Raw genomic sequence first — 25,735 nt, 5'->3', positions numbered from 1 at the left:
TTACGTCACTGTTACTGAACGAATGTTCTGTTTCTACCACCACTTTGCCCTAACGGAGCCTGCCATGAACCGTCAGCGCCTGCTGATTATCACCTTGCTGCTACTGGCCGTGCTTGGCTTTTACGTGAGCGGTGCCCATACGTTCTTCACCTTGGAAACCCTGCAAACCTATCGCAGCGATTTCCAGGCTGCATTCCAGCAATCCCCTTGGCAGGTTGCGGGCATTTTCTTTGCTGTATATGTGGTTATGACGACACTATCGCTACCCGGCGCGACACTCCTCACACTGCTAGGTGGCGCACTGTTTGGCCTCGGTTGGGGGCTGTTAATTATCTCCTTTGCCAGCACCATCGGCGCAACGCTAGCCTTTTTACTTTCTCGATTCCTGTTTCGACAGCCGATTGAAAAGCGTTTTCCTCGCCAATTCGATACGGTCAATCGTGGCGTTGATAAAGACGGAGCTTTTTATCTTTTCACCCTTCGCTTAGTACCGATATTCCCTTTCTTTATGATCAATCTGGTGATGGGCCTAACGCGGCTTAAAACAGTCACCTTCTATTGGGTAAGCCAGCTAGGCATGCTGCCCGGCACCGTGGTTTACGTGAATGCGGGCGGTCAATTGGGTGAACTTGAAAGCCTGGGCGGTATTATTTCTCCTGGGCTTTTGGCCTCGTTTGCGCTGCTGGCAGTGTTTCCTTGGATAGCTCGCCGTATTGCGCTACTAGTACAAAAGCGCAATGCCTATCGTGGTTTTAAGCGCCCATCCCGCTTTGATTACGACATTGTGGTCATCGGCGGCGGCTCGGCGGGTCTCGTCACTAGCTATATTGGCAGCGCGGTAAAAGCAAAAGTGGCGTTGGTAGAAAAGCACAAAATGGGCGGCGACTGCCTGAATACCGGCTGTGTACCTTCAAAGGCGCTAATTCGTGCCGCCCACGCTGCCCACGAAGTACGTACAGCACATCGCTTTGGCGTTAACGCTAGCGAGCCAGATATTGATTTTGCCAAGGTGATGGGGCACGTACACCAAGCCATTACTGATATTGAACCCCACGATAGTGTCGAGCGTTACACCAAACTGGGCGTTGAGGTGTATCAGGAACATGCCACCCTGATATCTCCTTGGGAAATCAACATCGGTGATAAAACCCTGACCGCCCGCCATATTGTGCTAGCCACTGGCGCGCGCCCCCGAATACCACCGCTTCCCGGCATCGAGCATGCACCACTGCTCACCTCAGAAAACCTGTGGTCACTCACGGAGTTGCCTAAACGCTTGGTCGTACTGGGCGGCGGAGCAATTGGCTGCGAGCTCAGCCAGAGTTTTGCCCGCCTGGGCAGTCAGGTCACGTTGGTGGAGGGTATTCCGCAGTTGCTAGGCCGAGAAGACCAAGACGTAGGCGAACACGTGGAGCGCACGCTCACCCAGGAAGGCGTTAACGTAATGACCGGCGCCAACGCCTTGGAAGTAAGCCAAGATGGCCCTGGCCATCAACTGGTGGTAGAGCACAATGGCCAGCGTACCACCATCGAATTTGATTATTTGCTCGTCAGCGTTGGCCGCCAAGCCAATGTTGAAGGACTGGGTTTGGAAGCCCTGGGAATCACCACCACCAACACTGGCACGCTAGAACTCAACGAGCGTCTCCAAACTCGACTGCCTAACATTTGGGCCTGCGGCGACCTGGCAGGCCCCTATCAACTCACGCATGCCGCTGCCCATCAGGCGTGGCATGCAGCAGTCAATGCACTGTTTGGTGAGTTAAAAAGCTTCACAGTAGATTATCGCTTTATGCCTGCCGTCACCTATATCCAGCCGGAAGTAGCGCGGGTGGGGCTCAACGAAAAAGAGGCCATTGCTAAAGGCGTGGCGTTTGAAGTCACCCGCTATGCCATGAGTGAAAGCGACCGCGCTATTGCCGAGGGCGCGACAGACGGGTTTATCAAGGTGCTTACTGTGCCCGGTAAGGACAAAATCCTTGGTGCGACCATCGTGGCTGAAAGCGCCGGAGAATGGCTAGGAGAATTCACCCTCGCCATGAAGCATGGCCTGGGGCTTAACAAGCTACTGGGCACCATCCACCCCTATCCCACCCTTGGTGAAGCTGCCAAAGCCACCGCTGGCGTGTGGAAAAATGCCCACAAACCCGAGCGTATGCTCACCCTGTTGGAGAGGTATTTCCGCTGGCGGCGTGGCGCGGAAAAATGATGCCCTCCATGAAAGACCTCGTGCTGATTGGCGCGGGCCATGCCCATGCCTTCGTGCTGGAAGCCTTTGCTCAGCACCCAGATCCGTCAATCGCTATCACCGTGGTTAGCGACAGTGCCCTGTCAGCCTATTCTGGCAGCGTGCCAGCGTGGCTGGCAGGGGAATGCTCGCTACGCGAAACACAAATTGACGTGGCGGCGCTATCTCAACGGGCTGGCGCTCGCTTAATCACTTCGCCTGCAACGGCTCTCGATCCCACTAAGCGCCAGATAGCGCTAGCGAACGGCGAGGCGATCCATTTTGATGTGGCCTCATTTAACGTGGGTTCTACCTTAAGGTTGCCTGAACAGCCGTTTCTCGAAAAGCATGGCGAACAAGGCCCCTACTTGTTGGCGATGCGACCGCTGAGTTCACTGCACTACCGCTGGCAAGTGCTAAGAGAGAAAGTCGACCAGTTCCCGCATGGTTCTACACAGCAGCTAGTAAGCGTAGGCGGCGGCGCAGCAGGCTGCGAAACCTTAATGAGTGTGTTAACGCAGCTTCGTCAACAACGCTCAGATATTACTTGGCAAGGTAGGCTAGTCAGCGCATCAACGACACTGTTACCCGATGCGGGTCGGCTACCTCGCTGGTTAACCCAACGAGCTCTACGCCGGGCAGGTATTACGGTGCTGCACGGTGTCCGCGGCCAGGCGCTAACAGCAGGTGGCGTCCAAACCTCTAAAGGCGAACTGATTGACGCGGATATCGTACTGTGGGCTACCGGCGCCATAGGCCAGCCTTGGCTGCAAGACACCGCTCTGCCGCTGAATCAGCGGGGATTTATCCAGGTAAATAAGACACTTGAGGTAGCGGGCCAACCGGGGCTTTTTGCCGCAGGAGACTGCGCAGCCTTCAACTCATCACCGCACTCATCGCCACTGTACTCTTCTCCACTGAACTCTTCCCCACTACCCAAAGCCGGAGTTTATGCCGTGCGCCAGGGGCCAGTGCTGGCGGATAACCTGCGCGCCGCCTGTCACAATGAACCGCTGGTCAACTGGAAGCCACCAAAACGTGTACTGGCTCTAATAGGTACTGGCGACGGGCATGCAATTGCCAGCAGAGGTGCCATCGGTTTCTCAGGCCGCTGGGTATGGGAATGGAAAAAGCGGATTGATGCGCGCTTTATTGCTCGCTTCAATCCGCCTTTTAAGCACTAGATAACTGCGACCAGGTTCTAACTGAAGGCTTAGTTAGCCTCGCGCCAGCCGCCTAATACGCGGCTATCTGGTCCAAAAAACACCAGCCGATCGTGGTCGATTAGGTAGCGATAGGCCGTGTCGAGCATATCTGTTACCCGTTTGGCGTCTTCCATATTGGGGCAAGCCATGCGTGTCGACGCGAGCTGGCTAAACTCGATACGTTGGTTTTCACCCAGCTCCACACTGCCGGTAAATCGGTTACAACCATCCGAGCCGCTCACGCTGCCGTCGCGTCCAATTTGAAAGAATGGCGTATCGGGTAACGATACCCGCTCATCGGTACCTACTAATAGCAAATTCCAACGCTGATCGACTATCGCGCCTGACAGCGACGCGCTTTCCGGCGCTGCCGGGCTCTCTTGCTCTGGTGTACTGCTGCAGGCACTGATTAATAGTGCGGTAGCCACACCGGCTAGCATTGCTCCAAATTTGACCGTCACTGTCTCATGCTCCTTATTGACAAATTACCAGCTTCCGCTGTTTCCCATTGACGCCCATGGCTCCTGAGGGGGCAACGCATCGCCTTTTTGCAGTAGCTCGACAGAAATACCGTCGGGCGACTTCACGAACGCCATATGCCCATCCCGCGGCGGGCGGTTAATGGTAACGCCGTTATCTTGAAGCTTTTTGCATAGCGCGTAAATATCGTCAACGCGATAGGCCAAATGCCCGAAGTTGCGCCCCCCGGCGACTTCTTCTGGATCCCAGTTATAGGTTAACTCAAGCTCTGGTGCTGTTAAGCGCTCTGAACGCGCTTCATCTTCCGGCGCGGCGAGAAAGACCAGCGTAAAACGGCCTTTTTCGTTTTCTTTGCGGCGCACTTCTTTCAATCCCAAAAGATCGCAGTAAAATTTCAACGATGCATCTAAGTCGCTTACCCTTACCATGGTGTGCAAAAACTGCATGTCATTCTCCCTTCATCATTACTGGGTATATTCGCTAAAGATAGTCGGGGTGCTGTCGTTGCGGGTCCAGCTGAGAACAGCGTAATCATCAACTCGACCTGTTTCCATGCCTGGAGAACCATGCGGCATGCCCGGCACCGTTAGCCCAACGACCTCTGGTTGCTCTTCCAGTAGTCGCTGAATATCTGACGCAGGCACATGACCTTCAATCACGTAGCCCTCAACAATGGCCGTGTGACAGGAAGCGAGTTCGGGCGGAACGCCGTTGGCCATTTTGATAGACCGTAGGTCGTCGTCACGGTGATGGTTAACATCAAACCCAGCCTCTTCCAGGTGGCTTACCCACGCACTGCAACAGCCACAGTTAGGGTCACTGTGCACATCAATAGTAGGTGCTGCTAACGCGCTGAGCGAATACGTGGCAAGAAGACTAATGGCAAAATACTTAATTAGACGATTTTGTGACATTCAAACACCCTCCTCACAGATCTGTATAATAATATATTAATTGCTTGGAATTCGGGGGTCACCCCAAGGAGATATTCGTGGACTCAATCACACAAGCAGCTCTTGGGGGCGCCATAGGTGGTGCTGTGTTGGGCAAACGGTTGGGCCGTAAAGCCGTGCTTATCGGTGCGCTGCTCGGTACCTTACCCGACCTTGACGTAGTGCTTGACTATGGCGATGCCGTGGCCAATGTGACAGAGCATCGCGGTTTTAGCCACTCGCTGTTTGTACTCACCGGGTTAGCCACACTATTAGCGCTGCTGTGTAACCGTTTCGCGCCTGCCCGGGATATATCTTTGGGAAGATGGTGGTGCTTTTTTGCGCTCATTTTGATCACTCATCCGCTACTAGATGCCTTGACCACCTATGGCACTCAGCTATTTTGGCCGCTAGATATGCCACCTGCAGCGTGGCCTATCGTATTTATTATCGACCCTTTTTATACCCTGCCACTATTGATAGCGCTGATTATCGCCATTGCTGCTAAAAAAGTACGTAGGGCTTGTACAGTCGGATTAGCAGTATCCAGCATGTATTTACTACTGGCGGCAGGCGCAAAGTGGAGCGTTGAGCAGCGCTTAGCGCCAGCATTAGCGGACGCTGGATTGCAGTCAGCCCCTGTATTGATTCAACCCACCCCGTTCAATATTGCACTTTGGCGCAGCACCGTTATTGACGAAGATCGTTATTATGAGAGTTTGATCAGCGTATTTGATGGGCAGCGCGAGCCAACACTTGAACCGATAAAGCGCAACATCGCTCTTGAGGAAGCAGCGCTATCAGGGCCGCTAGGGCAACGGCTGGCGTGGTTTACTGGTCCATTTTTACGCTATGACACGCAGTGGATTGATGGCCAGGAAACGTTGATCGCCACGGATATTCGCCTTGGCTTTCCCGGGTTTCATCCATTCAGTTTTACCCTGGCAACGCGGGATGATGACCTTTGGCGCCCAGTGGAGGTTAGCGAAGAACTAGACACATCTCGCGGGCTTCGCCTTTCGACACTTTCAAGACTCGCGGTTAGAGCCACAGGAAACGTCACCGCCCTATGCGCTAGCGATTTTATCGAGTCCCACTGGCGTGTAGAGCCTTTCCTTTACCGTTGCTAACACACCAGCGGGTTCAAAAGGCCGCACCAATTAAGGGGCAATACCCTGGCCGCAGCCTTTGTACTGCTCCCCGCCGATGGTCAATGTGACTCGGGCGGGATATGGCTGGCCTTTCATATCATCAAAACAGGCGCCTGATTCAATACGTACACGGAAAAACTGATTAGCGCTGGCATTCTCAATCACCACCCTACCCGCTTCATTATCCATGACGCTAACCATATAGGGCATCGTTTGCGTCTCGCTGCCGTAGTTCGTTGTCCAGGTCATCATCGGCGCGTCATGGGCAAGCTCAATCGACCAGCCGGGCTCATTACCACGTCCTAGAAACATCACGCCGGGGTGATCCGCACGGGTTGCTGCTGCTCGACGCTGCCCTTGCTGACATTGAAGCTGACCACGCGGTGTTTCTACCTGCGCCTGATCGCCTCGGTTCCAGAAGCTGATCTCACCATCTTGATAGCGCGCACCGCTTGCCACAATCGCTTCCGGTAAACGCCAGGCTCCATGCAGTGACCAAAGACGCAGGTTATCGTCGTTCACCGCAGTCACTAGGTTCTGATTTGCAGGCTGACACTCCCAAGCGTCAAAGTGGGACGCGCTGCCTGGAAACAAAACAGCAGGCAGTAACGGGGCACTGCTGTGCACGGTTGTTTTGGATACGCCAGCAGCAGAATCAGCAGGTGTTGTCCCAGTATTTGCACAGCCAGACAACACAACCGCGGCAGTCAGCGCAATTAAACCAGTTAACCGATTAGATGAGTAAGTCATGCATCCTGCTCCCTGTTGTTATGACTGTTGTTACCATTATTGTTACCGTGATTACTATTCATACCGCTATCTTTGTAATGCCATTCATCATCTAGATATCGTCAATGGCGTCTACTTAGCGTTCGGCATCGTTCTTCTTAATAAACAAATTTCGCTTCAGTTAGCGACGCTTAAATGCTTTTAAGTCCTGCGGATCAAAACTGTCAACCTGGGCTGGTAGCCCCAGTTCTTCTCGCTTTAGCTTTATCTGCATTTTTTCAGCTAGGCGTTCGGAATCATCATCGGTAGTACGGCCGTTAAGTTCTGCAAGCTGCGTCATGCCCTGATGGTAAAACGTCACAATATCCAGCGCCACACGGTTATCTTCTTCCACGCCCCGACGCAGTGGTTGTAAGTAGCCGCTAATATGGGAAAGGTGATGTTTGAGTTGCCATACGTAACGCATTTCAGTCATCCACGGCCGATCCTTCAGTACCGCAAACAGTGCACTGGTTGCCAACAAGCCAAGGAAAACTCCTAACCCATTGAGCCATAAACTGCTGCCAAAAGCGGAGGTTAAAAGCATCGAGAAAAGTAACCCGAAGACAATTAATTGCCCTGCCATGGCAATACTGATCATTCGCGCCTTGCGCTGGTAACTACTGGGATTATGCTGCTCAAGGGTGAAAACCATGGCCAACCTCATCATAAAAAGTAGTCTCTTATGATACGGGGCTGGCCAGGGCAAACAAGAGATTATCAAACTGCTGGAAGATAACGGGGTTAACTCATTCGATCAGCAGCGGTTTTTAGCAACCGTTCAGTGGTTTCCCAACTCACGCAGGCATCGGTCACCGATACACCGTAGCGCATCGCGTTAGGCGACAGCGCTTGCTTACCTTCGAACAGGTAACTTTCGAGCATTAGCGCCACTAGGTTTGCATCGCCTGCCTTGCGCTGCGCCAACACGTCGAGCATCACTTCGCTTTGGCGTCGGTGATCTTTGCGCGCATTGGCGTGACTGCAGTCCACCATTAAGCGAGGGTTCTGTCCGGCGTCTCGTAAAGTATTCACCGCTGCTCGCACATGATGCGCCTGGTAGTTTGGCTCGCCATGACCGCCTCGTAACACCACATGCGTATTGGGGTTACCAGCCGTTTCCTGCATGATCGGGCGTCCTTCATTATCCATTGCGAAACGCTGATGGGAATGAGCCGCTGCCTGCATTGCATCAATGGCAACCTGAACGTCGCCACTCGTCGCATTTTTAAACCCCACTGCTGCCGCAAGATCACTTGCTAGCTCTCGGTGTAACTGCGACTCAGTGGTACGAGCACCAATGGCAACCCAGCTCAGCAGATCATCTAAGTAGGGGGCTAGCATTGGCTGTAAAAGCTCTGTGGCCACCGGCAACCCCCGTGAGGCAACCGCGTGCATAAGCTCACGAGATAGAGTGATGCCTTTTGACATATCACCACGGCCATCTAACCCAGGGTCATATGCCAATCCTTTCCAGCCAACGGTGGTACGCGGCTTTTCTACGTAAACACGCATTACTGGTAATAGTTGCTCGCTAACTTCTTCGCTTAGCGCAGCCAAACGATCAGCATACTCTAACGCAGCTTTTGGATCGTGGACTGAGCAAGGGCCCACAACCACTAATAAGCGGTTATCTTGACCATTGAGGATGCGCTGAACCGCTTGGCGCTGACGGGCAATTTGCTCATCCAATTGGTTATTGATAGCGACACTGCGGCGTAGCTCTGCTGGCAACGGCAATGGCTGCGATGAGTTCGAGGGGCTATTTGTTAATGACGCTAGGTTTGACAAGGTTGTGCAAGCAGGACTGACATGGGCATTCATAACTTAACTCTCCGGAAGCGTGTGACATCGTGATAACAACAACTTGCCACCCTGGCTTGCACGGTCGGAGGTGGCAGCTTGCACCGACCGCGCGTCGCTAAATCGCCAGCCATAGCCATAACCGATATAGTTGGCAACATTGGCGAGCAGATTAGCGAGAGAGTTTGCGCGGTACATCATGATGCAGCTCCTTGATGAAATGTCTGTGAAACCTGACTAGTTAAACTAAATAAACAGTTAAAACAAAAGAAGCCTCGGCTGGGTTACCAACCGAGGCTTCTTTGCATGCGGCAGGCAACCTAGTCGGTGTGCCTGATGACGCGACGCTACTGGTCGGCCAGGGGCACACCGTGGCTAAACCAATAGGCAGCATAAAAGAACGCAGCAACGCACGCCCAAGCACTAGCCGCCGATACCGGCCTTGCTTGTACGTGGTGAGTAAGTTGTGCTGTGTGCATAGCTACGTCCTAATTTACGATTCTAATTCGCGTTGCTCATCGGAAACGATGACATCTGGATGTTTAATCCTGCCTGCATAGAAACAAAATGGCAACCATCAGCCGCCAAATGCTTGTATCCAACCAATCGTTGCTGGCAGTGCGCTCATGCTAACCAGGACCACAACGCCGAGCACAATAGAAAGTAAACCTGATTCGTCTTTGAAATTGTCGTCATGGTGGGCCATAAAAGCCTCCTTTTTATCGGTATCGGTTATTGGCACATGCCGTGCCTCAGTCATCGGCCAATCATTTTAGTGAGGGCGAGGAGCGTAGGCAAATACATCGGAGAACATTCGTTCACTGCTGATGTGTTTCCGCCTTAACACATCAACGCAGGCGTAAACCATCCCCGGCGAGCCCGATAGGAAAATATCACAGTCACTGGGTGTCAACTGAGCCTTTGCAAGTTCGCTCTCAAGCGCATTTTCCAGTACAAGGTCAATGCGTCCTTGATGGTGTGATATACGCTCACCAACTGCCAGCGGCTCGGTAAGCGGAAACTCTGTTACGGCTTGGAAAGCAACATTTGCAAACTGCTGTGCCCATTCGCAGGCCAAGTCTTCGGCATAGAGATCGCGGTGCTCGCGGTTTGCCCACCATAGCGAAATAGGCCGAACAGGCGTCTGCCGCAGCGTCGCTTCTACAATGGCTTTCATCTGTGCAAAACCGGTGCCTGCCGCGACCAGCAGTAGCGGGCGCTCGCTTTCGGCGTCCAGCACACAGTCACCACTGGGTAAACGTACGGTCAACTGGTTGGCCACCTGCAACAGCTCTCTCAAGCGAGCAGAGTTATCACGCTCAGGCCAGTGCTGAATATGCAATTCGATAATGCCATCGCCGCGTTCAGCGCTGGCAATTGAAAACGGCACCCAGGTGTTATCATCTAGTTTTAGCTCTAAATACTGACCAGGCGCATGCTGCATGGCCTCTGGCCGCCCTTCCAGGGTCACCCCAAAGACGTCAGGATTTAGATCCTCAACGGCGGTTACCTGGCAGGTTAACGTCTTGCAAGTTGACGTGCTTGCGCTCATGAAAGCCTCTTTATGAAGAATCGTCCGACCTGCGCCACTGGTTAGCCGTGGCGAGGTGTGGGTAACGGGATATCAATGCCCAGCTCGTCCCAACGCTCGTCAACGCGGGTCTTTATTGAATCGTCCATCACGATGGGTGTTCCCCACTCTCGATCCGTTTCACCTGGCCATTTATTGGTGGCGTCGAGTCCCATTTTAGAACCCAACCCAGACACCGGAGACGCAAAGTCGAGGTAATCAATGGGGGTATTTTCCACCATCACAGTATCCCGTGCTGGGTCCATACGCGTGGTAATTGCCCACATCACGTCTTCCCAGTTACGCGCGTCGACGTCGTCATCCAGTACAATGACAAATTTGGTGTACATAAACTGACGCAGAAAGCTCCAAACCCCCATCATGACGCGCTTGGCGTGACCGGGGTACTGCTTCTTCATGGTCACGACGGCCATCCGATAGGAGCACCCTTCCGGCGGCAGGTAGAAGTCGACAATCTCGGGGAACTGCTTACACAGGATCGGGACAAACACCTCGTTAAGCGCGACGCCTAGAATAGCTGGCTCATCGGGTGGGCGACCGGTATACGTGGAGTGATATATCGCGTCCCGGCGCATAGTCATCCGCGTAACGGTAAAAACAGGAAAGTGATCGACTTCGTTGTAATAACCGGTGTGATCGCCAAATGGTCCTTCCGGCGCCATATCGTCAGGGTAAATAAACCCTTCAAGAATAATTTCTGCAGACGCAGGCACTTCTAGGTCAGCATGTCCGCACTTGACAAGTTCTGTGCGTGAACCGCGAAGAAGCCCAGCAAACGCGTATTCAGAAAGAGAGTCCGGTACCGGTGTGACGGCGCCTAAAATTGTTGCAGGGTCTGCCCCCAGCGCCACCGCCACAGGGAATGGCTCACCGGGATGCGCTTTTTGAAACTCAAGAAAATCCAGCGCACCGCCTCGATGAGAGAGCCAACGCATAATCAGGCGGTTTTTAGCAATTTTCTGTTGGCGGTAAATACCTAGGTTTTGACGCTTTTTATGCGGGCCCTTAGTAATCACCAACGGCCAAGTCACTAGCGGCGCCGCATCGCCAGGCCAGCAGTGCTGAATCGGCAAACGATCTAAGTCAACCTCATCGCCTTCAAACGATAGCGCTTGTACCGGGGCCCGCTTGACAATTTTTGGCCCCATACTTAGCACTTGCTTGAAAATCGGCAGCTTGTCCCAGGCATCTTTTAACCCTTTGGGCGGATCGGGCTCTTTTAGAAACGCCAGTAGCTTACCCACTTCGCGCAGCGCCTCTACCGAGTCTTGCCCCATGCCCAGCGCAACCCGTTTTGGCGTACCAAATAGATTGCCCAGCAGCGGCATGTCGTGACCCTTCACATTTTCAAACAGCAGTGCAGGGCCACCGGCACGCAATGTCCGGTCGCAAATTTCGGTAATTTCCAGATAAGGATCAACTTCTGCTTTAATTCGCTTAAGTTCACCCTGCGCTTCAAGTGCCGCAATAAAATCGCGCAAGTCGTGGTACTTCAAGGCACTCTCCTCAAGGCACTTCTCCGGCGGTCAGACATTTGTCGCTCGTACTTGGCCGTAATGCAGCGCCTAGCGGCGCTTCATCGCTTCAAAGAACTCCAGATTCGTCTTGGTATCTTTCAGACGGTCAATGAGGAACTCTGTAGCAGCCGTGTCTTCCATCGGATTGAGCAGCTTGCGAAGAATCCACATGCGCTGCATTTCGTCTTCAGATGCCAGTAGATCTTCACGACGGGTACCACTGCGACGGATATTGATCGCGGGGAACACGCGTTTCTCAGCCAGCTTGCGATCAAGGTGCGCTTCCATGTTGCCGGTGCCCTTAAACTCTTCGAAGATGACTTCGTCCATTTTCGAGCCAGTATCGACCAGTGCAGTGGCAATAATCGTCAGGCTACCGCCCTCTTCGATATTACGTGCAGCGCCGAAGAAGCGTTTCGGCTTCTCGAGGGCATGAGCGTCCACACCACCCGTTAGCACTTTGCCGGAGCTTGGTACTACGGTGTTGTAGGCACGCGCCAGACGGGTGATGGAATCGAGTAGAATCACCACATCTTTCTTGTGCTCTACCAAGCGCTTGGCTTTTTCGATAACCATTTCGGCAACCTGCACGTGGCGGGCGGGTGGTTCATCGAAGGTCGAGGCAACCACTTCGCCACGCACGGTGCGTGACATCTCGGTCACTTCCTCAGGACGCTCATCGATCAGCAATACGATCAAATGGCACTCAGGATTATTGCGCGTAATAGACGTCGCGATGTTCTGTAGCATCAGTGTCTTACCCGCTTTGGGGGGTGACACCAATAGACCACGCTGACCTTTACCAATCGGCGCAGTCAGATCAATGATGCGCGCTGTTAGATCTTCGGTGGAACCATTACCGATCTCCATGCGCATCCGGTCGTCTGGAAACAGCGGCGTTAAGTTCTCAAAGAGAATCTTATGCTTGGCATTTTCCGGACGATCAAAGTTGATCTGGCTAACTTTGAGCAGGGCAAAATAGCGCTCACCTTCTTTAGGCGGGCGAATTTTGCCGGAAATGGAGTCGCCTTTACGCAGATTGAAACGACGGATCTGAGACGGCGATACGTAGATATCATCCGGTCCAGCGAGGTAAGAGCTGTCAGCGCTACGCAGGAAGCCGAAGCCATCCTGAAGAATTTCCAGCACACCATCGCCATAAATATCCTCTCCGCTTTTAGCATGCTTTTTGAGGATGGCGAAAATGATGTCCTGCTTGCGCGAACGGGCTAAGTTGTCGATACCCATCTCGCGGGCGATATCGAGCAGCTCGGGAACGGTTTTTTGCTTGAGTTCAGTGAGATTCATCGGTGTGTTAGAAAGTTGCTCATGAAAGCTGGGCGACAAGCGCCGGGAATAAGACAGGAGGCGTGGCCTAAATAGTAGGGCTAAGCGCCGAGTGATGCGTTCAGAACCCCATCTAGGCACACACTCAGATACTGAAAGCTAGGCAGTCTTGAAGCAAATGCCAATGAAGGAGTAGCGGCATCAATGACTGCTTAGCGTGAGGGTGCTAATAAACTAGTTAATCTGATCGGCACAGAAAATGCTGTTTCAGCGGGTTATCTGACGACTTGGACATCTGGCTGATGCCATTTGGATACGTACTGCTCGGGATACCCGAGTAATACGCCTGTTTAATAGGCAAACAAGTTAACTCGGATCAAGCCAGTAGTTCGATGGTAGTCAAGCCCCGCGATAAACGCAAGCCTTTGACAATTGACAATACTAATGAGGCACCGCAACCTTGGCATAGCCACTAGGAAGGAAAGCCCATGCCCAAGGAAATTTCGCTCCCACTCACCGCGCCATCTGCTGAACTGGATCACACTGAACCGCAGCGCTTAGCCGCCATTGACCTGGGCTCCAATAGCTTTCACCTATTGGTAGCCAACTATCAAAATGAGCGCCTTCAAGTCGTTGCCAGGATGGGTGAAAAGGTTCAGTTAGCCGCTGGGTTGGACGAGAACGGTTATTTAAGCGAAGCAGCGATGCAGCGCGCATTGGACTGTCTGGGGCGCTTTGCACCGTTTCTCACCGGCATTGAAGATGCCAATCTTCGCATTGTTGGTACGAATGCATTGCGTGATGCCTATAACAGTCAGGCGTTTATTGAGCGTGCCGAAGCGCAGCTTGGACACGCCATCGAAATTATTGCTGGCCGCGAAGAGGCCCGGCTTATTTATTTAGGGGCCGCCCACGCACTAGCCGAAACTGGCCGCCGTTTAATTGTTGATATTGGTGGCGGATCGACGGAATTTATCATTGGCGAAGCCTTCGAGCCCAAAGCGCTTGAGAGCTTACGCATGGGCTGCGTCACCTTCAGCAGCCGCTTCTTTCCTGATGGCGAACTTAGCGAAAAGCGTATGCGTCGGGCTGAGCTAGCAGCGCTGTCAGAACTGGCCAACATTCAGCGCCCCTATCAACGCCTTGGCTGGGATGACCCAGTGGGTTCTAGCGGAACGATAAAAGCCGCCGCCAGTGTGCTATATGCTTATGGCGATTCGCCCCAAGAGGGTGTTATTACCCGGAGTGGATTGAAAAAACTGCGTGAGCGTCTATTAAAATGCAAACAGCTCGATAAAGTTGAGTTAGATGGCCTAAAACCTGATCGAGCAAAAGTCTTTCCGGCAGGTATTGCCATTTTAAACGCTATTTTTGAAGCCTTTAATCTTTCCCAAATGCGCTTTGCGGATGGAGCCCTGCGCGAAGGAGTGCTTTATGACATGGCGGGGCGAAATAGTGCAGAAGATACTCGCTCTAAAAGCCTAGATGCATTGAAACGGATTTACGATGTTGATTCTCGGCAGGCGGAAAATGTCGCCGACACTGCCCTTCGTTTATTCAATGAAGTAAAAAAATCCTGGGGATTAACAAAAGAGCAAGGCCACTATCTTGTCTGGGCAAGCCATGTACATGAAATTGGCTTGGCTATTTCTCACAGCCAGTTTCATCGCCATGGCGCCTACTTGCTAGAACATTCCGACTTGGCTGGATTTTCGCGCCCTGAGCAGCGTTTACTAGCGTTTTTAGTGCGCGCCCATCGACGCAAGTTTCCAACGAAAGAGTGGCAGGCTCTGCCGGCCTCCCATCAGGAAGGTTGTGCTAAGCTTGCTCGCCTGCTGCGCCTGGCCGTGCTTATTAATCACTCCCGGTCTGAAAATGCCCCGCCGCTACCAGAAATTAACGCCGAGGGTGAGGCGCTGATGATGACGCTACCACCCAGCGATGAACCGACACTGTTAAGTACTGATATGGAGCAGGAACAAGCCTATATGACAGCGGTTGGATTTACGTTTTCAGTCGTATAGAGGCAAGAACGACGCCTTCAGCCTGCCACAATACCTCGGCAGGCGGTTGGATAACGCCCAAGCAGACATCACCCTCCATCACTACAATCAAACGCTCACGCTCCCAGGGCGGCACACCCTGCTCTTGGAGCAAGCGTTTAACATCCCGCCGTCCGCGCTCTTTTAATGCAACCACTTCACCACCACGTCGCCAACGCAACGTTACACGGCGCGGCGGCTGCAGTGTTACTTCCAGCCTGCCTAGGGGGGTTATCTTCCCTGGCTCACCCTCCCACTCGGTTTCCCACTTAGGCAGCGGCTTAAGCAGTTCCATGAGATAGAGACGGCGTTGCCAAATTCGTGCGTCTGCCCCTGGCCATGTAACCTTCACCTGGGCGTCATCCGCTGCATCTAATTGCGCAAGCAGGCTTTCAAGGCGTTTTTGAGGGGGTGTTGGGAGCGCTAGCTGCTTACAAAGCGTACGCACCAGCAGCCGCTGGCGAGGTAAGGGGCGTTGACTAAGCAGCGTAGCATCCATGCAGTACTCTCCGCGCATCAGCGTTGCCAGCTCTTCCGCGGCATAGGCCTCCAACAGCTGGTCTGCCTCACCGGCATGCTGGGCGCTGTTGGCAAGGGCTCGTGCAGCGCCAGGCCAACGTAGCTGTAATGCTGGCATCACCTGATGACGTAAGCGATTGCGATCAAACGCGATGTCTCGGTTTGTCGGGTCTTCGCACCAACTGATTGATAATCCTTGCGCGGCATCAGCCAACGTCTGTCTGCTGACACTCAACCAGGGCCGCAGCAGAGTGAGCCCCTGCCACTCGCGGCGAAAAGGCATGCCCGCCAAGCCACGCACACCACTGCCGCGCAACGCGGCCAGCAGTAACGTCTCGGCTTGGTCATCTTGGTGCTGGGCTAGCCATAGCGTATCGCCAGCGGGAATATGCGCCATGAACGCCTGGTAGCGCGCTCGCCGCGCCGCCCCCTCTATGCCCTCGCCCTGAGCGTCCACAGCAACGTTTGCCGTTACTAGTGATACACCAAGCGTATCGCACAGCGTTTGACAATGCGCTTCAAAGGCGCTGGCTGCCGCCTGTAGGCCATGGTTAATATGAATCGCCCGCAGCGGACGACGTGCGTCCCGGCAAACCTGAGCGGCCAACGTCAGCAGCATCGAAGAGTCTAGCCCACCGGAAAGCGCTACCCAAATAGTACGCCCCGGCGGGGTCTCCGCCAGGGCGTCATTCAGTAAGCGTAAAAGCGGCCTAGGCGGCTGGGGCGCCATAGCTCATCAACCGTTTATAGCGGCGCTCTAGTAGCGCATCGCTATCATAGCTTTGCAGGCGTTCCAGGCTGTTAGCCAAAGCCTCTTTAACGCGCTCAGCCGTTGTCAGCGGATGACGATGAGCACCACCCAGCGGCTCTTTAATTAGCTCATCAACAAAGCCAAGCTCTTTGAGACGCTCAGCAGTGATCCCCATGGCTTGGGCGGCGTCAGATGCTTTTTCAGCGCTCTTCCAAAGAATAGACGCACAGCCTTCCGGAGAAATAACCGAATAGGTGGAGTACTGCAGCATATGCAGCTCGTCGCACACACCAATCGCCAGCGCGCCACCAGAACCCCCTTCCCCCACTACGGTGGAGATAATCGGTGTTTTCAGGCGTGACATCACTGCCAAATTATACGCAATGGCTTCCGACTGACCGCGCTCTTCCGCATCGATCCCTGGGTAAGCCCCAGGCGTATCGATAAAGGTTAGAATGGGCATTTTAAAGCGTTCAGCCATTTCCATTAGGCGACAGGCTTTACGGTAGCCTTCTGGGCGCGGCATGCCAAAGTTGCGACGTACTTTCTCTTTAACATCTCGTCCTTTTTGATGCCCAATGACCATCACCGGCTGATCATTCAGACGCGCGACGCCTCCGACAAGGGCTGCATCATCGGCAAAGTTGCGGTCGCCGTGAAGCTCATCAAAGTCAGTAAAAATATGCTCAAGATAATCCAGCGTATAAGGGCGCTGCGGATGGCGAGATATCTGGGAAACCTGCCAGGGCGTTAAATCCTTGAAGATCGATTCGGTTAACTTACGGCTTTTCTCTTCCAGCCGAGATATCTCATCGGAGAGATTAACTTGGCTATCGGAGCTGACCAAACGCAGCTCCTCAATTTTTGCCTGAAGCTCGGCAATGGGCTGTTCAAAATCGAGATAGTTAGGATTCATCGGCTCTGCCTGTAAGCTGCCTATAAAAAAAGAAGCCTTGTCGAAACGGGCATGTATAAGGGGCATTATCGCACCCTGAACCTGCCACGCAAGGCAGTACCCTTTCAATTAGCGTGCCGCACCGTCATTTAGCATTCAATCTAGCGGTGGCACGCGCACGTTTATAACGTTTTTTAACGATAGCGGAGCTGAACGCCAACCTGCCCCTGCACATCACGAAGGGCCAACAGCAAGTCGTCGCTGGGTGCTACTTTCCATTCATCGGCCAGCGCCAGCCAGCCAACCGCTGCTGAGTGGCGATACTGCAACCGCACTGGCAGCCCGCCGGTATCGCGGTATGGCGTAAGACTCTCACGCAGGCTATCGACTAAACGCCCGTTGATCTGTTCAGCATCCAGTGCTAATTCCACCGCTTCGCCATAGCGAATCCGCGCGGTCACCATCGGCGTAACGTCTTTACCCCGCAAGCGTAAACCGCCGGAGAAGTCATCGTTGGATACTTCACCTTCAACGATAATCACTTGGTCAGATTCGATTTGGCCCCGCAGTTGCTCAAATAGTTCGCCAAACAGAGAGGCTTCGATGCGCCCGGTGCGATCATCCAGCGTGATAAACGCCATGGTATCGCCGCGCTTGGACTTCATGGTGCGCATGGCTACCACTAAGCCAGCCACCCGCTGCGGCTCACGAGAGGCCTTCAAATCACTAATGCGAGTAGAGACAAAGCGCTTTAGCTCACGCTCATATTCATCAATGGGATGGCCGGTCAGATAGAGACCCAGCGTATCTTTTTCACCAGAAAGGCGCTCACGATCTGTCCATTCACGGGCGCTCTGATACTCAGCATAAGGATCCGTTTCTTCCTCTTCCGCAGTAAACGCATCGCCAAACATATCCAGCATACCCAGATTTTGGTTGGCATGGTTTTGAGCAGCCGCTTTCAAGGCGTCTTCCATCGCGGCGGAAAGCACCGCCCGGTTAGGGCCAAGATTATCCAGTGCGCCAGAGCGAATCAGCGCTTCCAGCGTTCGCTTGTTTATCCGCTTTGGATCAAGGCGGCGACAAAAATCGAAAAGATCTTTAAATGGACCATCGGTGCTACGGGCTTCAACAATCGCACCAATCGGGCCTTCACCCACACCGCGAATGGCACCCAAGCCGTAAACCACGCGCCCTTCTGTATCAACGGTGAACTTGTAGCCACCGACATTAACATCCGGCGGTGTGACGGTAAGCTTGAGGTGGCGGCACTCCTCAATTAACGGCACCACCTTGTCCAGGTTATCCATTTCCGTTGACATAACGGCGGCCATAAACGGGCCAGGATAGTGCGCTTTCAACCAGGCGGTTTGATAAGACACCAAGGCGTAAGCGGCAGAGTGCGATTTGTTAAAACCATAACCGGCGAATTTCTCAACAAGATCAAAGATATTGCCAGCAAGATCTTTATCAATACCGTTGGCGGCACAGCCTTCCATAAAGCCTGAACGCTGCTTGGCCATCTCTTCGGGCTTTTTCTTACCCATGGCGCGGCGCAACATGTCTGCCTGCCCCAAAGAATAACCGGCCATTACCTGAGCAATCTGCATGACCTGCTCTTGGTACAAAATAATGCCGTACGTCGGGCTGAGCACCGGCTTCAGCAGGTCATGCTGATAATCTGGGTGGGGGTAAGAGACTTCGGCACGGCCGTGCTTACGATTGATAAAGTCATCAACCATGCCAGACTGCAGCGGGCCTGGGCGGAATAGCGCCACCAGTGCGATCATATCGTCGAGGGAGTCTGGCAGCAGGCGCTTAATCAGCTCCTTCATACCACGAGATTCCAACTGGAAAACGGCGGTGGTTTCCGCGCGTTTAAGCATCTCAAACGTTTTACTGTCGTCCAGCGGGATGGCGTCGATGTTAAGTGGCGCTTGACCGTTTACCCCCCGCACTTTATCGACCATTTCCAGCGCCCAGTCGATAATCGTCAACGTCCGCAAGCCCAAGAAGTCGAACTTCACTAGTCCAGCGTCTTCGATGTCGTTTTTATCGAACTGCACCACCAGGCCAGAGCCATCTTCATCGCACAGCAGCGGCGAGAAATCGGTCAGTTTGGTTGGGGCAATAACGACGCCCCCCGCGTGCTTACCGGTACCCCGGGTGGTGCCCTCTAGCTTGAGGGCCATTTCCCAGATCTCTTCGGCTTCTTCGTCATTGCCGATGAATTCTTTCAGGGCCGGTTCTTGCTCTATCGCTTTAGCAAGCGTCATACCCACTTCAAAGGGAATCAGCTTGGAGAGCTTATCGCCCAAGGAGTAAGGCCGCCCCTGGGCACGCGCCACATCGCGCACCACCGCTTTGGCGGCCATGGTGCCAAAGGTAACAATCTGAGATACCGCGTTGCGGCCATAGCGATTAGCTACATATTCAATTACCTTATCGCGTTTTTCCATGCAAAAGTCGACGTCAAAGTCAGGCATGGAGACACGCTCAGGATTAAGAAAGCGCTCAAACAGCAAGTCGTAGCCAATGGGATCAAGATCGGTAATTTTTTGCGCGTAAGCCACTAATGAGCCCGCACCGGAACCACGCCCTGGGCCAACTGGCACGTTGTTATCCTTCGCCCACTGGATAAAGTCCATCACGATCAGGAAGTAGCCAGGAAAGCCCATTTGGATAATAACGTTCAGCTCAAATTCAAGCCTGTCACGGTAACGTTGATCAATTTCGCGATAGGCATCGCTATCGCGGGGGTACTGTTCAACAGGGAACAGAAAATCTAACCGTTCAGTGAGGCCGTCATGGGAGACTTTGCGGAAAAACTCATCCTGAGTCATCCCTTCGGGAATTTCGAACTCAGGTAGGAAAATTTCACCCAACCGTACATCAACGCTACACCGCTCGGCGATCATGACGCTGTTCTCAAGCGCCTCAGGAATATCAGCAAACAGTGCGGCCATCTCCTCAGGGCTTTTTAGGTACTGCTCTTCGGTGTAGCGTCGTTCACGGCGCGGATCATCCAAGGCCTTACCTTCACCGATGGCAACGCGGGTTTCGTGTGCCCAAAAGTCCTCCCGCTCTAAAAAGCGCACGTCATTGGTCGCTACCACTGGGGTATTCGACTCAATCGCCAGCTTCACACTCGCGTGAACGCAATCTTCTTCAAGTGGGCGCCCGGTACGGATTAACTCCAAATAAAAACGGTCTGGAAAAGCGCGCTGCCACTCTTCCAACAGCTCTCGGGCTTCGCGCTCATGATCAGACAGCAAGTGACGACCTATCTCGCCTTCACGTCCGCCTGATAGCGCAATCAGTCCTTCGCTTTGCGCTAGCACCCACTGTTTGTCCAGAATGGCTCGCCCTTGGCGTTGGCCATCGGTCCACCCTTTAGAAATCAATTCAGTGAGGTTGCGGTAACCAACATCGTTCATCGCCAGCAGCGTAATGCGGTACGGATGGGCCTCATCATGGGGGTTGTACAGCCATAAGTCGCTACCAATGATGGGCTTGAGACCAGCGCCCTGCGCCGCTTTGTAGAACTTAACCAAACCAAACAAGTTAGCTTCATCGGTTAAGGCCAGAGCCGGCATCCCGCGCTCAGCGGTGGTACTGACCAGTGACTTGAGTTTTACCAAGCCATCGACCAGGGAGTATTCACTGTGCAAACGTAGATGAACAAACGGAACCGTCATGGGACTCTCAGCAACAAAGCTAGATAAATAGAAAATGCTTACAGCAGCGCTAACTGACGCTGCACCGGCGCAAAGCTCCGGCGGTGTTCGGCAAGCGGCCCGTGGGCAGACAGTGCCGCCAAATGCTCTTTCGTTGGGTAGCCTTTGTGGCGGGCAAAGCCATAGTCAGGATAGCGCAGATCCAGCTCGGCCATCTGGGCATCTCTGGCTACTTTGGCCAAAATTGACGCAGCGGCGATCGCAGGATGGCGAGCATCGCCTTTTACCACCGCTTGCCCGGGAAGCTCGTGCCCGGGCAAGCGGTTACCATCTACCAATAAATATTCTGCCGCGGGTGTTAGAGCATCAATGGCACGCCGCATAGCAAGATGAGTGGCATGATAGATATTTAGTTGATCAACCTCAGCAGCACTGGCCTCGGCCACAGCAAACGCTAGCGCTCGTTCGCGAATCTGTACATTCAGCGCTTCGCGTTTTTTAGCGTTGAGTTTTTTTGAATCCGTCAGCCCCTCAATAGGGCGACTAGGATCAAGAATCACCGCCGATGCGACCACACTACCGATCAGTGGCCCACGCCCAACTTCGTCAACGCCCGCTAAAAAGTCACCACGATAGTCGATTACTAAGGGAGGATAGTCAGTCGGCTTAACGGCCATGATGACTCCCTTCTTGGGAAGCTATTTCGTCGCTATCCAATGGCTGGCTCGCCACCAGAGAGATAATGGCTTGTGCCGCCCGCTGACTGGCATTGCGCTGTAATGCACGGTGCATATCGGCAAAACGTGCCTCCAGGGCGTTACGTTCTTGGGCATTATTAAGCATTTCGCTAAGCCGATCAGCGATCGTTTCTGGTGATGCAGCGTCCTGAATTAGCTCGGGCACAACGCCCTCTTGAGCAATCAAATTGGGTAGTGAAATCCATTCTGTTTTCACCAGGCGCTTTGCCAACCAATGAGTTATCGATGCCATTTTATAAGCCACCAACATTGACCGATGACATAGCATGGCTTCTAGCGCGGCAGTGCCCGAGGCCAGCAACACAGCATCGCTGGCAACCATCGCCTCGCGAGCCTGACCTTCCAAGAGCATGACCCGCTCGCTTAACGTGGGGTAGCTTGCCAGTAGCTGGGTAATTTCTTGATAACGCTGGTGGGTCGCTGCGGGAATGACCACATGCAGCGATTCATTACGCTGACAGAGCAACTCAGCAGCACGTAAAAACGTATCACCAAGAAAGCGTATTTCATTGCCCCGCGAACCAGGCAATATTGCCAGAACAGAAGCTTGAGCAGGCAATGTGAGTGTTTGGCGAGCCGCTTGGCGATCATTCTCAAGCGGCAATTCATCCGCTAATGGATGGCCAACAAAGGCGACCGGCACCTGGTGCTGATGATAAAAGTCAGCCTCAAACGGCAGTAGCGTCAACATGCCATCAACCGCCTTGGCGATCTTTTTCACCCGCCCTTGCCGCCATGCCCATACCGAAGGACTGACATAGTGAGCTGTCTTTAAACCGGCGGCGCGCAGCTGTTTTTCAAGGCCAATATTGAAGTCAGGCGCGTCAATGCCAATCATAATATCCGGCTGCCAGGCGAGCGCTTCTTCGCGCAGAGTACGGCGTACACGAATGAGTTCTGGCAAGTGCTTTAGGACTTCAACAAGCCCCATCACCGATAATGTTTCAAGGGGAAAGCGGCTCGTCAGACCATGCGCTTCCATGCGAGGGCCACCCAGCCCTCGAAACTCGAGGTTTGGGTAACGAAGCTTCAGCTCGTGCATCAACCCTGCGCCGAGGATATCGCCCGAGAGTTCGCCTGCAACAATGTAAACGCGCCGAAGTGTCATGATGACGGGAGAAGTAGTGGCATTTGAATCCATCGTTGATGTCAGCTAGACATCACTATCATTAGCGGACGATACCGCGCGTTGACCGTTCAATAGAGTCGGCAAACGTGGTGACTTCGGGCAGGTCGAATCGGCTGCGCATTTCGCTAACCGCCTGTTCGACAGTTAAGCCCTGGCGGTATACCAGCTTGTAGGCACTGCTTAATGCATTAATCGCGTCTCGACTAAAGCCACGGCGCTTCAAACCAACAAGATTAAGGCCTCGCGCTTCAGCAGGGTTACCATTAATCATCACAAAAGCGGGCGTGTCTTTGGTAATAATCGACCCGCCTCCGGCCATCGCATGTTCACCAAAGTGACAAAACTGGTGAACAGCCGCTAGGCCACCCAAAATGGCGTGATCGCCGAGAACCACATGACCTGCCAAAGTCACTTGGTTAGCTAGGATACAGTCGTTGCCAATCACACAATCATGACCAACATGAACATACGCCATAAATAGGTTACGCGAACCAATGGTGGTTTCCCCGCGATCCTGCACGGTACCACGATGGAGGGTAACGCCTTCACGAACAACGTTATCATCTCCCATTACCAACCGTGTTGGCTCACCCGCGTATTTTTTGTCTTGGCAGTCTTCTCCTACCGAAGCAAATTGAAAAATTCGCGTACGTTCACCCAGAACGGTAGGCCCTTTAATAACCACGTGAGGGCCTATCACAGAGCCAGCACCAATCGTGACGTCTGGCCCAATAACACTAAACGGGCCAACCTCAACGTCGTCAGCAAGCTGCGCTTTGGGATCAACCAGTGCAGTAGGATGTATCAAGCTACCTTCCTCTCAGCACAAATAATTTCCGCCTCGCAGGCTAATTCATCATTAACCGTGGCGCGACAGGCAAACTTCCAGATACCACGCTTCCCTCGGATGACATTGGCTTCCAAGACTAACTGATCACCCGGCATAACCGGGCGCTTGAAACGCACATTATCGCTTCCTACTAAATAGTAAACATAGCCGTCAGCGGGCAGCTTATTGACGGTTTTAAAACCTAAAATACCGCACACCTGAGCCAGCGCCTCTAAAACTAAAACACCTGGCATAATGGGGTGATGCGGGAAATGACCATTAAAAAATGGCTCATTAATACTGACATTTTTGTACGCAACGATGGATTCACCCACGGTTAATTGCGTTACTCGATCCACCAGCAAAAACGGGTAGCGGTGAGGCAAGTATTCGCGAATTTCGTTAATATCCATAACCATCGTAACGACCTCTAAAATGACAAAAGGCCTGAGTTATATCAGGCACGCACCAGCAAATTTGCTGGTCAAAAAGCAGTGAATTATAACCTGCTGCTGTACAGCCTCAAGCTACCTGCCTCTAAATAGCTGGCATAATGTTACTCGCTGCGTTGGCTCTTCTCTAAACGGGATAAACGCTTGGCTATTTCGTCTAGCTGTTTAAATCGCACCGCATTCTTACGCCATTGGGTATTGTTCATGGCACCGGTACCCGAAGAGTAGACACCTGGCTCATGAATCGAATTGGTCACTAGACTCATACCCGTTACCTGCACGCCGTCACAAATAGTGAGGTGCCCGGAAAGCCCAACCCCCCCTCCAAGCATGCAGTGTTTACCCACGTTGGTGGAACCAGCGATGCCAACGCAGCCCGCTAGTGCACTGTGATCACCAATGATCACGTTATGCGCAATCTGTACTTGGCTGTCGATTTTCACATCGTTGCCAATGACGGTGTCTCCCAATGCACCACGATCAATACTTGAGCAACTGCCGACCTCAACGTCATCGCCTAGCACAACCCCGCCTAACTGAGCGATCTTATGCCATCCAGCACCGTCATGGGCAAAGCCGAAACCATCACCACCGATCACACAACCACTTTGCAAAATCACCCGTTTGCCCACAACAACACCGTGGCAAACAGTCACATTCGCGTGTAGCCGTGTATCATCGCCAATCACACTATCTGCACCGATCACGCTGCCAGCACCCACAACCACACGCTCACCTAACACCACACCTGCTTCAATCACCGCATGTGCTTGAACAGAAACACCCTCACCCAACATGGCGCTCTCTGCCACAACGGCTGTGGGATGAATACCGATCACATCCCGAGCAGGTAATGGATCAAACAGCTGGGAAAGCTTTGCGTAACCTAAATAAGGATTGGCCATCTCTAAGCGTGGAACAGGGCAGTTTTTGCCATGCTCAGGATGAAGCAGTACCGCGGCTGCTTTAGTGGTGGCTAGATCTTTCAAATACGCACGATTAGCGAGAAAAGCCACTTGGTCAGGCGCCGCTTCTTTAAGCGTTGCAAGACCCCGAATCGGCTGTTCGGCGTCGCCTTCAAAATCGACGTCCAAGTGACGTGCAATATCCGCAAGGGTGAGGTGATGAGAAGCGTGCGTCATGGGAGCCCAGAGAAACATGGGTGCGGGCTAGCCGCACCGACAGTCATAAAATTAGTTTAGCGAATCAAAAATCTGTGTGACCTCATTAGTCACATTAGGTAGGTCAGTCGATGAGTGCAATACCCCTTGCGGCTCCACCAGAACATCAATGTTGTGACGTTCTAGCACCTGCTCTACCGCTCGCTCTAGCTTGGACTCAGCCCCTTCAAGGAACTGCTGCTCAGATGCTTGCTGCGCTTGGAGCACTTCACGGCGCAGTTGCTCAAAGCGACTGCCCTTCTCCTGAAGCTCAGCAATTAGCGGATCTCGCTGAGATTGAGACATCGTCTCACCTTCCCGCTGCAGACGTTCTTGCAGTCGTTGAAGTTCTTCTCCCAACGCTTGAGCTTCGCGCTGTTGGTTACCAATTTGGCCTTCCAGTTGGCTCAACGATGACTGAGCCGACTGTGTATTCATCAACGCAGCACGCCAGTCAAGTACTGCCACTTCGGCAGCAACAGCGTAGGCGGGTAGCGTCATTGCGCCAAGTAGGCACACAGCTGCTGTCAGTTTACGCATCGTGTTAACTCCTTTTTATTAG

General features: G+C 53.1%; 25 protein-coding genes. 4 read left to right on the top strand and 21 right to left on the bottom strand.

All coding sequences use genetic code 11. The features are described from left to right. The first annotated feature begins 64 nt into the window (after positions 1-64). Together B6A39_RS02625 and B6A39_RS02620 are read left to right on the top strand one after the other, a co-directional pair. Positions 65-2,209 (top strand): FAD-dependent oxidoreductase, encoded by a 2,145-nt coding sequence (locus B6A39_RS02625; RefSeq protein ID WP_083001038.1) that lies wholly within the window; start codon positions 65-67, stop codon positions 2,207-2,209. Then, on the top strand, positions 2,209-3,411 hold the full coding sequence (locus B6A39_RS02620) for an FAD-dependent oxidoreductase (RefSeq protein WP_198036777.1): 1,203 nt from the start codon (positions 2,209-2,211) through the stop codon (positions 3,409-3,411). The genes B6A39_RS02625 and B6A39_RS02620 overlap by 1 nt, the downstream gene beginning before the upstream one ends. Before the next feature lie 29 nt (positions 3,412-3,440). Here B6A39_RS02620 and B6A39_RS02615 read toward each other — a convergent pair whose 3' ends face one another. Genes B6A39_RS02615 through B6A39_RS02605 form a run of 3 tightly spaced genes read right to left on the bottom strand, consistent with a single transcriptional unit; the run spans position 3,441 to position 4,826 of the window. After that, on the bottom strand, positions 3,441-3,872 hold the full coding sequence (locus tag B6A39_RS02615) for an META domain-containing protein (protein WP_198036776.1): 432 nt from the start codon (positions 3,870-3,872) through the stop codon (positions 3,441-3,443). A 45-nt stretch (positions 3,873-3,917) separates the two neighbouring features. After that, a complete protein-coding gene (gloA, locus tag B6A39_RS02610; protein ID WP_083001032.1) occupies positions 3,918-4,358 on the bottom strand; it encodes a lactoylglutathione lyase in 441 nt (146 codons plus the stop codon). A gap of 18 nt (positions 4,359-4,376) precedes the next feature. Beyond that, entirely contained in the window at positions 4,377-4,826 is a 450-nt protein-coding gene (locus tag B6A39_RS02605; protein WP_083001030.1) for a DUF411 domain-containing protein, read from the bottom strand. Positions 4,827-4,903: 77 nt separating this feature from the next. Between B6A39_RS02605 and B6A39_RS02600 the strand changes: the two genes are divergently transcribed. After that, on the top strand, positions 4,904-5,974 hold the full coding sequence (locus B6A39_RS02600) for a metal-dependent hydrolase (protein WP_083001028.1): 1,071 nt from the start codon (positions 4,904-4,906) through the stop codon (positions 5,972-5,974). 30 nt (positions 5,975-6,004) lie between these two features. On the opposite strand, the gene B6A39_RS02595 is transcribed toward B6A39_RS02600, so the two are convergent. The 9 genes from B6A39_RS02595 to rho form a co-directional block, all read right to left on the bottom strand. After that, complete coding sequence (locus B6A39_RS02595; protein ID WP_083001026.1) at positions 6,005-6,745, bottom strand: MliC family protein; 741 nt, start codon at positions 6,743-6,745, stop codon at positions 6,005-6,007. A 160-nt stretch (positions 6,746-6,905) separates the two neighbouring features. Then, entirely contained in the window at positions 6,906-7,418 is a 513-nt protein-coding gene (locus tag B6A39_RS02590) for a DUF3087 family protein (protein ID WP_083001023.1), read from the bottom strand. Between the two features lie 89 nt (positions 7,419-7,507). Next, the gene (locus B6A39_RS02585) at positions 7,508-8,587 is read right to left on the bottom strand and encodes a 3-deoxy-7-phosphoheptulonate synthase (RefSeq protein WP_083001021.1); all 1,080 of its coding nucleotides are present in this window, start codon (positions 8,585-8,587) and stop codon (positions 7,508-7,510) included. A 3-nt stretch (positions 8,588-8,590) separates the two neighbouring features. Further along, positions 8,591-8,767, bottom strand: a complete 177-nt coding sequence (locus B6A39_RS18960) for a hypothetical protein (RefSeq protein WP_198036751.1) — start codon at positions 8,765-8,767, stop codon at positions 8,591-8,593. Between the two features lie 146 nt (positions 8,768-8,913). Continuing rightward, positions 8,914-9,045: a hypothetical protein gene (locus B6A39_RS19130; protein ID WP_269747974.1), complete on the bottom strand. Its 132-nt coding sequence runs from the start codon at positions 9,043-9,045 to the stop codon at positions 8,914-8,916. 98 nt (positions 9,046-9,143) lie between these two features. Further along, positions 9,144-9,272, bottom strand: coding sequence for a hypothetical protein (locus tag B6A39_RS19125; RefSeq protein WP_264177150.1), 129 nt, complete (start codon positions 9,270-9,272; stop codon positions 9,144-9,146). Between the two features lie 66 nt (positions 9,273-9,338). Then, positions 9,339-10,118, bottom strand: a complete 780-nt coding sequence (locus B6A39_RS02580; protein WP_083001019.1) for an FAD-binding oxidoreductase — start codon at positions 10,116-10,118, stop codon at positions 9,339-9,341. 41 nt (positions 10,119-10,159) lie between these two features. Beyond that, entirely contained in the window at positions 10,160-11,653 is a 1,494-nt protein-coding gene (gene ubiD, locus B6A39_RS02575) for a 4-hydroxy-3-polyprenylbenzoate decarboxylase (RefSeq protein ID WP_083001017.1), read from the bottom strand. Between the two features lie 69 nt (positions 11,654-11,722). Beyond that, positions 11,723-12,982, bottom strand: coding sequence for a transcription termination factor Rho (rho, locus tag B6A39_RS02570; RefSeq protein ID WP_009724159.1), 1,260 nt, complete (start codon positions 12,980-12,982; stop codon positions 11,723-11,725). 467 nt (positions 12,983-13,449) lie between these two features. Between rho and ppx the strand changes: the two genes are divergently transcribed. Beyond that, the gene (gene ppx, locus B6A39_RS02565; RefSeq protein WP_083001015.1) at positions 13,450-14,985 is read left to right on the top strand and encodes an exopolyphosphatase; all 1,536 of its coding nucleotides are present in this window, start codon (positions 13,450-13,452) and stop codon (positions 14,983-14,985) included. Here the strand turns inward: ppx and tilS are convergent. From tilS to B6A39_RS02520, 9 genes are all read right to left on the bottom strand, one after another. Beyond that, on the bottom strand, positions 14,966-16,252 hold the full coding sequence (tilS, locus tag B6A39_RS02560; RefSeq protein WP_083001010.1) for a tRNA lysidine(34) synthetase TilS: 1,287 nt from the start codon (positions 16,250-16,252) through the stop codon (positions 14,966-14,968). The genes ppx and tilS overlap by 20 nt on opposite strands. After that, a complete protein-coding gene (gene accA, locus B6A39_RS02555) occupies positions 16,233-17,189 on the bottom strand; it encodes an acetyl-CoA carboxylase carboxyl transferase subunit alpha (RefSeq protein ID WP_083007833.1) in 957 nt (318 codons plus the stop codon). Before accA ends, tilS begins: the two co-directional genes overlap by 20 nt. A gap of 173 nt (positions 17,190-17,362) precedes the next feature. Next, positions 17,363-20,866 carry a DNA polymerase III subunit alpha gene (gene dnaE, locus B6A39_RS02550; RefSeq protein ID WP_083001009.1) on the bottom strand — a complete coding sequence of 1,168 codons (3,504 nt, stop codon included), beginning with the start codon at positions 20,864-20,866 and terminating at the stop codon, positions 17,363-17,365. A 38-nt stretch (positions 20,867-20,904) separates the two neighbouring features. Next, positions 20,905-21,522: a ribonuclease HII gene (gene rnhB, locus B6A39_RS02545; protein ID WP_083001008.1), complete on the bottom strand. Its 618-nt coding sequence runs from the start codon at positions 21,520-21,522 to the stop codon at positions 20,905-20,907. After that, positions 21,512-22,711, bottom strand: coding sequence for a lipid-A-disaccharide synthase (lpxB, locus tag B6A39_RS02540; RefSeq protein WP_083001007.1), 1,200 nt, complete (start codon positions 22,709-22,711; stop codon positions 21,512-21,514). Before lpxB ends, rnhB begins: the two co-directional genes overlap by 11 nt. Before the next feature lie 61 nt (positions 22,712-22,772). Next, complete coding sequence (gene lpxA / locus B6A39_RS02535) at positions 22,773-23,540, bottom strand: acyl-ACP--UDP-N-acetylglucosamine O-acyltransferase (protein ID WP_083001006.1); 768 nt, start codon at positions 23,538-23,540, stop codon at positions 22,773-22,775. Further along, a complete protein-coding gene (fabZ, locus tag B6A39_RS02530; protein ID WP_009724151.1) occupies positions 23,537-23,980 on the bottom strand; it encodes a 3-hydroxyacyl-ACP dehydratase FabZ in 444 nt (147 codons plus the stop codon). The genes lpxA and fabZ overlap by 4 nt, the downstream gene beginning before the upstream one ends. 137 nt (positions 23,981-24,117) lie before the next feature. Beyond that, positions 24,118-25,155 carry a UDP-3-O-(3-hydroxymyristoyl)glucosamine N-acyltransferase gene (gene lpxD / locus B6A39_RS02525; RefSeq protein ID WP_083001005.1) on the bottom strand — a complete coding sequence of 346 codons (1,038 nt, stop codon included), beginning with the start codon at positions 25,153-25,155 and terminating at the stop codon, positions 24,118-24,120. Positions 25,156-25,206: 51 nt separating this feature from the next. Then, entirely contained in the window at positions 25,207-25,713 is a 507-nt protein-coding gene (locus tag B6A39_RS02520; RefSeq protein WP_083001002.1) for an OmpH family outer membrane protein, read from the bottom strand. Between the last annotated feature and the right edge of the window lie 22 nt (positions 25,714-25,735).

The organism is Halomonas sp. GT, assembly GCF_002082565.1.
Taxonomy (GTDB): domain Bacteria; phylum Pseudomonadota; class Gammaproteobacteria; order Pseudomonadales; family Halomonadaceae; genus Vreelandella.
Note: the sequence above shows the minus strand (reverse complement) of the source record. Positions and strands in the feature narration are given on the sequence as shown.

What these genes read in the sequence shown, in the direction of transcription:
- rnhB (WP_083001008.1), bottom strand. Translation starts at nt 21,522, where the DNA reads ATGGCCGTTAAGCCGACTGACTATCCTCCCTTAGTAATCGACTATCGT.
- B6A39_RS19125 (WP_264177150.1), bottom strand. Translation starts at nt 9,272, where the DNA reads ATGGCCCACCATGACGACAATTTCAAAGACGAATCAGGTTTACTTTCT.
- gloA (WP_083001032.1), bottom strand. Translation starts at nt 4,358, where the DNA reads ATGCAGTTTTTGCACACCATGGTAAGGGTAAGCGACTTAGATGCATCG.
- B6A39_RS02595 (WP_083001026.1), bottom strand. Translation starts at nt 6,745, where the DNA reads ATGACTTACTCATCTAATCGGTTAACTGGTTTAATTGCGCTGACTGCC.
- dnaE (WP_083001009.1), bottom strand. Translation starts at nt 20,866, where the DNA reads ATGACGGTTCCGTTTGTTCATCTACGTTTGCACAGTGAATACTCCCTG.
- B6A39_RS02620 (WP_198036777.1), top strand. Translation starts at nt 2,209, where the DNA reads ATGCCCTCCATGAAAGACCTCGTGCTGATTGGCGCGGGCCATGCCCAT.
- fabZ (WP_009724151.1), bottom strand. Translation starts at nt 23,980, where the DNA reads ATGGTTATGGATATTAACGAAATTCGCGAATACTTGCCTCACCGCTAC.
- rho (WP_009724159.1), bottom strand. Translation starts at nt 12,982, where the DNA reads ATGAATCTCACTGAACTCAAGCAAAAAACCGTTCCCGAGCTGCTCGAT.
- B6A39_RS02590 (WP_083001023.1), bottom strand. Translation starts at nt 7,418, where the DNA reads ATGGTTTTCACCCTTGAGCAGCATAATCCCAGTAGTTACCAGCGCAAG.
- B6A39_RS02625 (WP_083001038.1), top strand. Translation starts at nt 65, where the DNA reads ATGAACCGTCAGCGCCTGCTGATTATCACCTTGCTGCTACTGGCCGTG.
- B6A39_RS02580 (WP_083001019.1), bottom strand. Translation starts at nt 10,118, where the DNA reads ATGAGCGCAAGCACGTCAACTTGCAAGACGTTAACCTGCCAGGTAACC.
- lpxB (WP_083001007.1), bottom strand. Translation starts at nt 22,711, where the DNA reads ATGACACTTCGGCGCGTTTACATTGTTGCAGGCGAACTCTCGGGCGAT.
- B6A39_RS02605 (WP_083001030.1), bottom strand. Translation starts at nt 4,826, where the DNA reads ATGTCACAAAATCGTCTAATTAAGTATTTTGCCATTAGTCTTCTTGCC.
- lpxD (WP_083001005.1), bottom strand. Translation starts at nt 25,155, where the DNA reads ATGACGCACGCTTCTCATCACCTCACCCTTGCGGATATTGCACGTCAC.
- B6A39_RS02615 (WP_198036776.1), bottom strand. Translation starts at nt 3,872, where the DNA reads ATGCTAGCCGGTGTGGCTACCGCACTATTAATCAGTGCCTGCAGCAGT.
- tilS (WP_083001010.1), bottom strand. Translation starts at nt 16,252, where the DNA reads ATGGCGCCCCAGCCGCCTAGGCCGCTTTTACGCTTACTGAATGACGCC.
- B6A39_RS19130 (WP_269747974.1), bottom strand. Translation starts at nt 9,045, where the DNA reads ATGCACACAGCACAACTTACTCACCACGTACAAGCAAGGCCGGTATCG.
- B6A39_RS18960 (WP_198036751.1), bottom strand. Translation starts at nt 8,767, where the DNA reads ATGATGTACCGCGCAAACTCTCTCGCTAATCTGCTCGCCAATGTTGCC.
- accA (WP_083007833.1), bottom strand. Translation starts at nt 17,189, where the DNA reads ATGAATCCTAACTATCTCGATTTTGAACAGCCCATTGCCGAGCTTCAG.
- B6A39_RS02585 (WP_083001021.1), bottom strand. Translation starts at nt 8,587, where the DNA reads ATGAATGCCCATGTCAGTCCTGCTTGCACAACCTTGTCAAACCTAGCG.
- B6A39_RS02520 (WP_083001002.1), bottom strand. Translation starts at nt 25,713, where the DNA reads ATGCGTAAACTGACAGCAGCTGTGTGCCTACTTGGCGCAATGACGCTA.
- ppx (WP_083001015.1), top strand. Translation starts at nt 13,450, where the DNA reads ATGCCCAAGGAAATTTCGCTCCCACTCACCGCGCCATCTGCTGAACTG.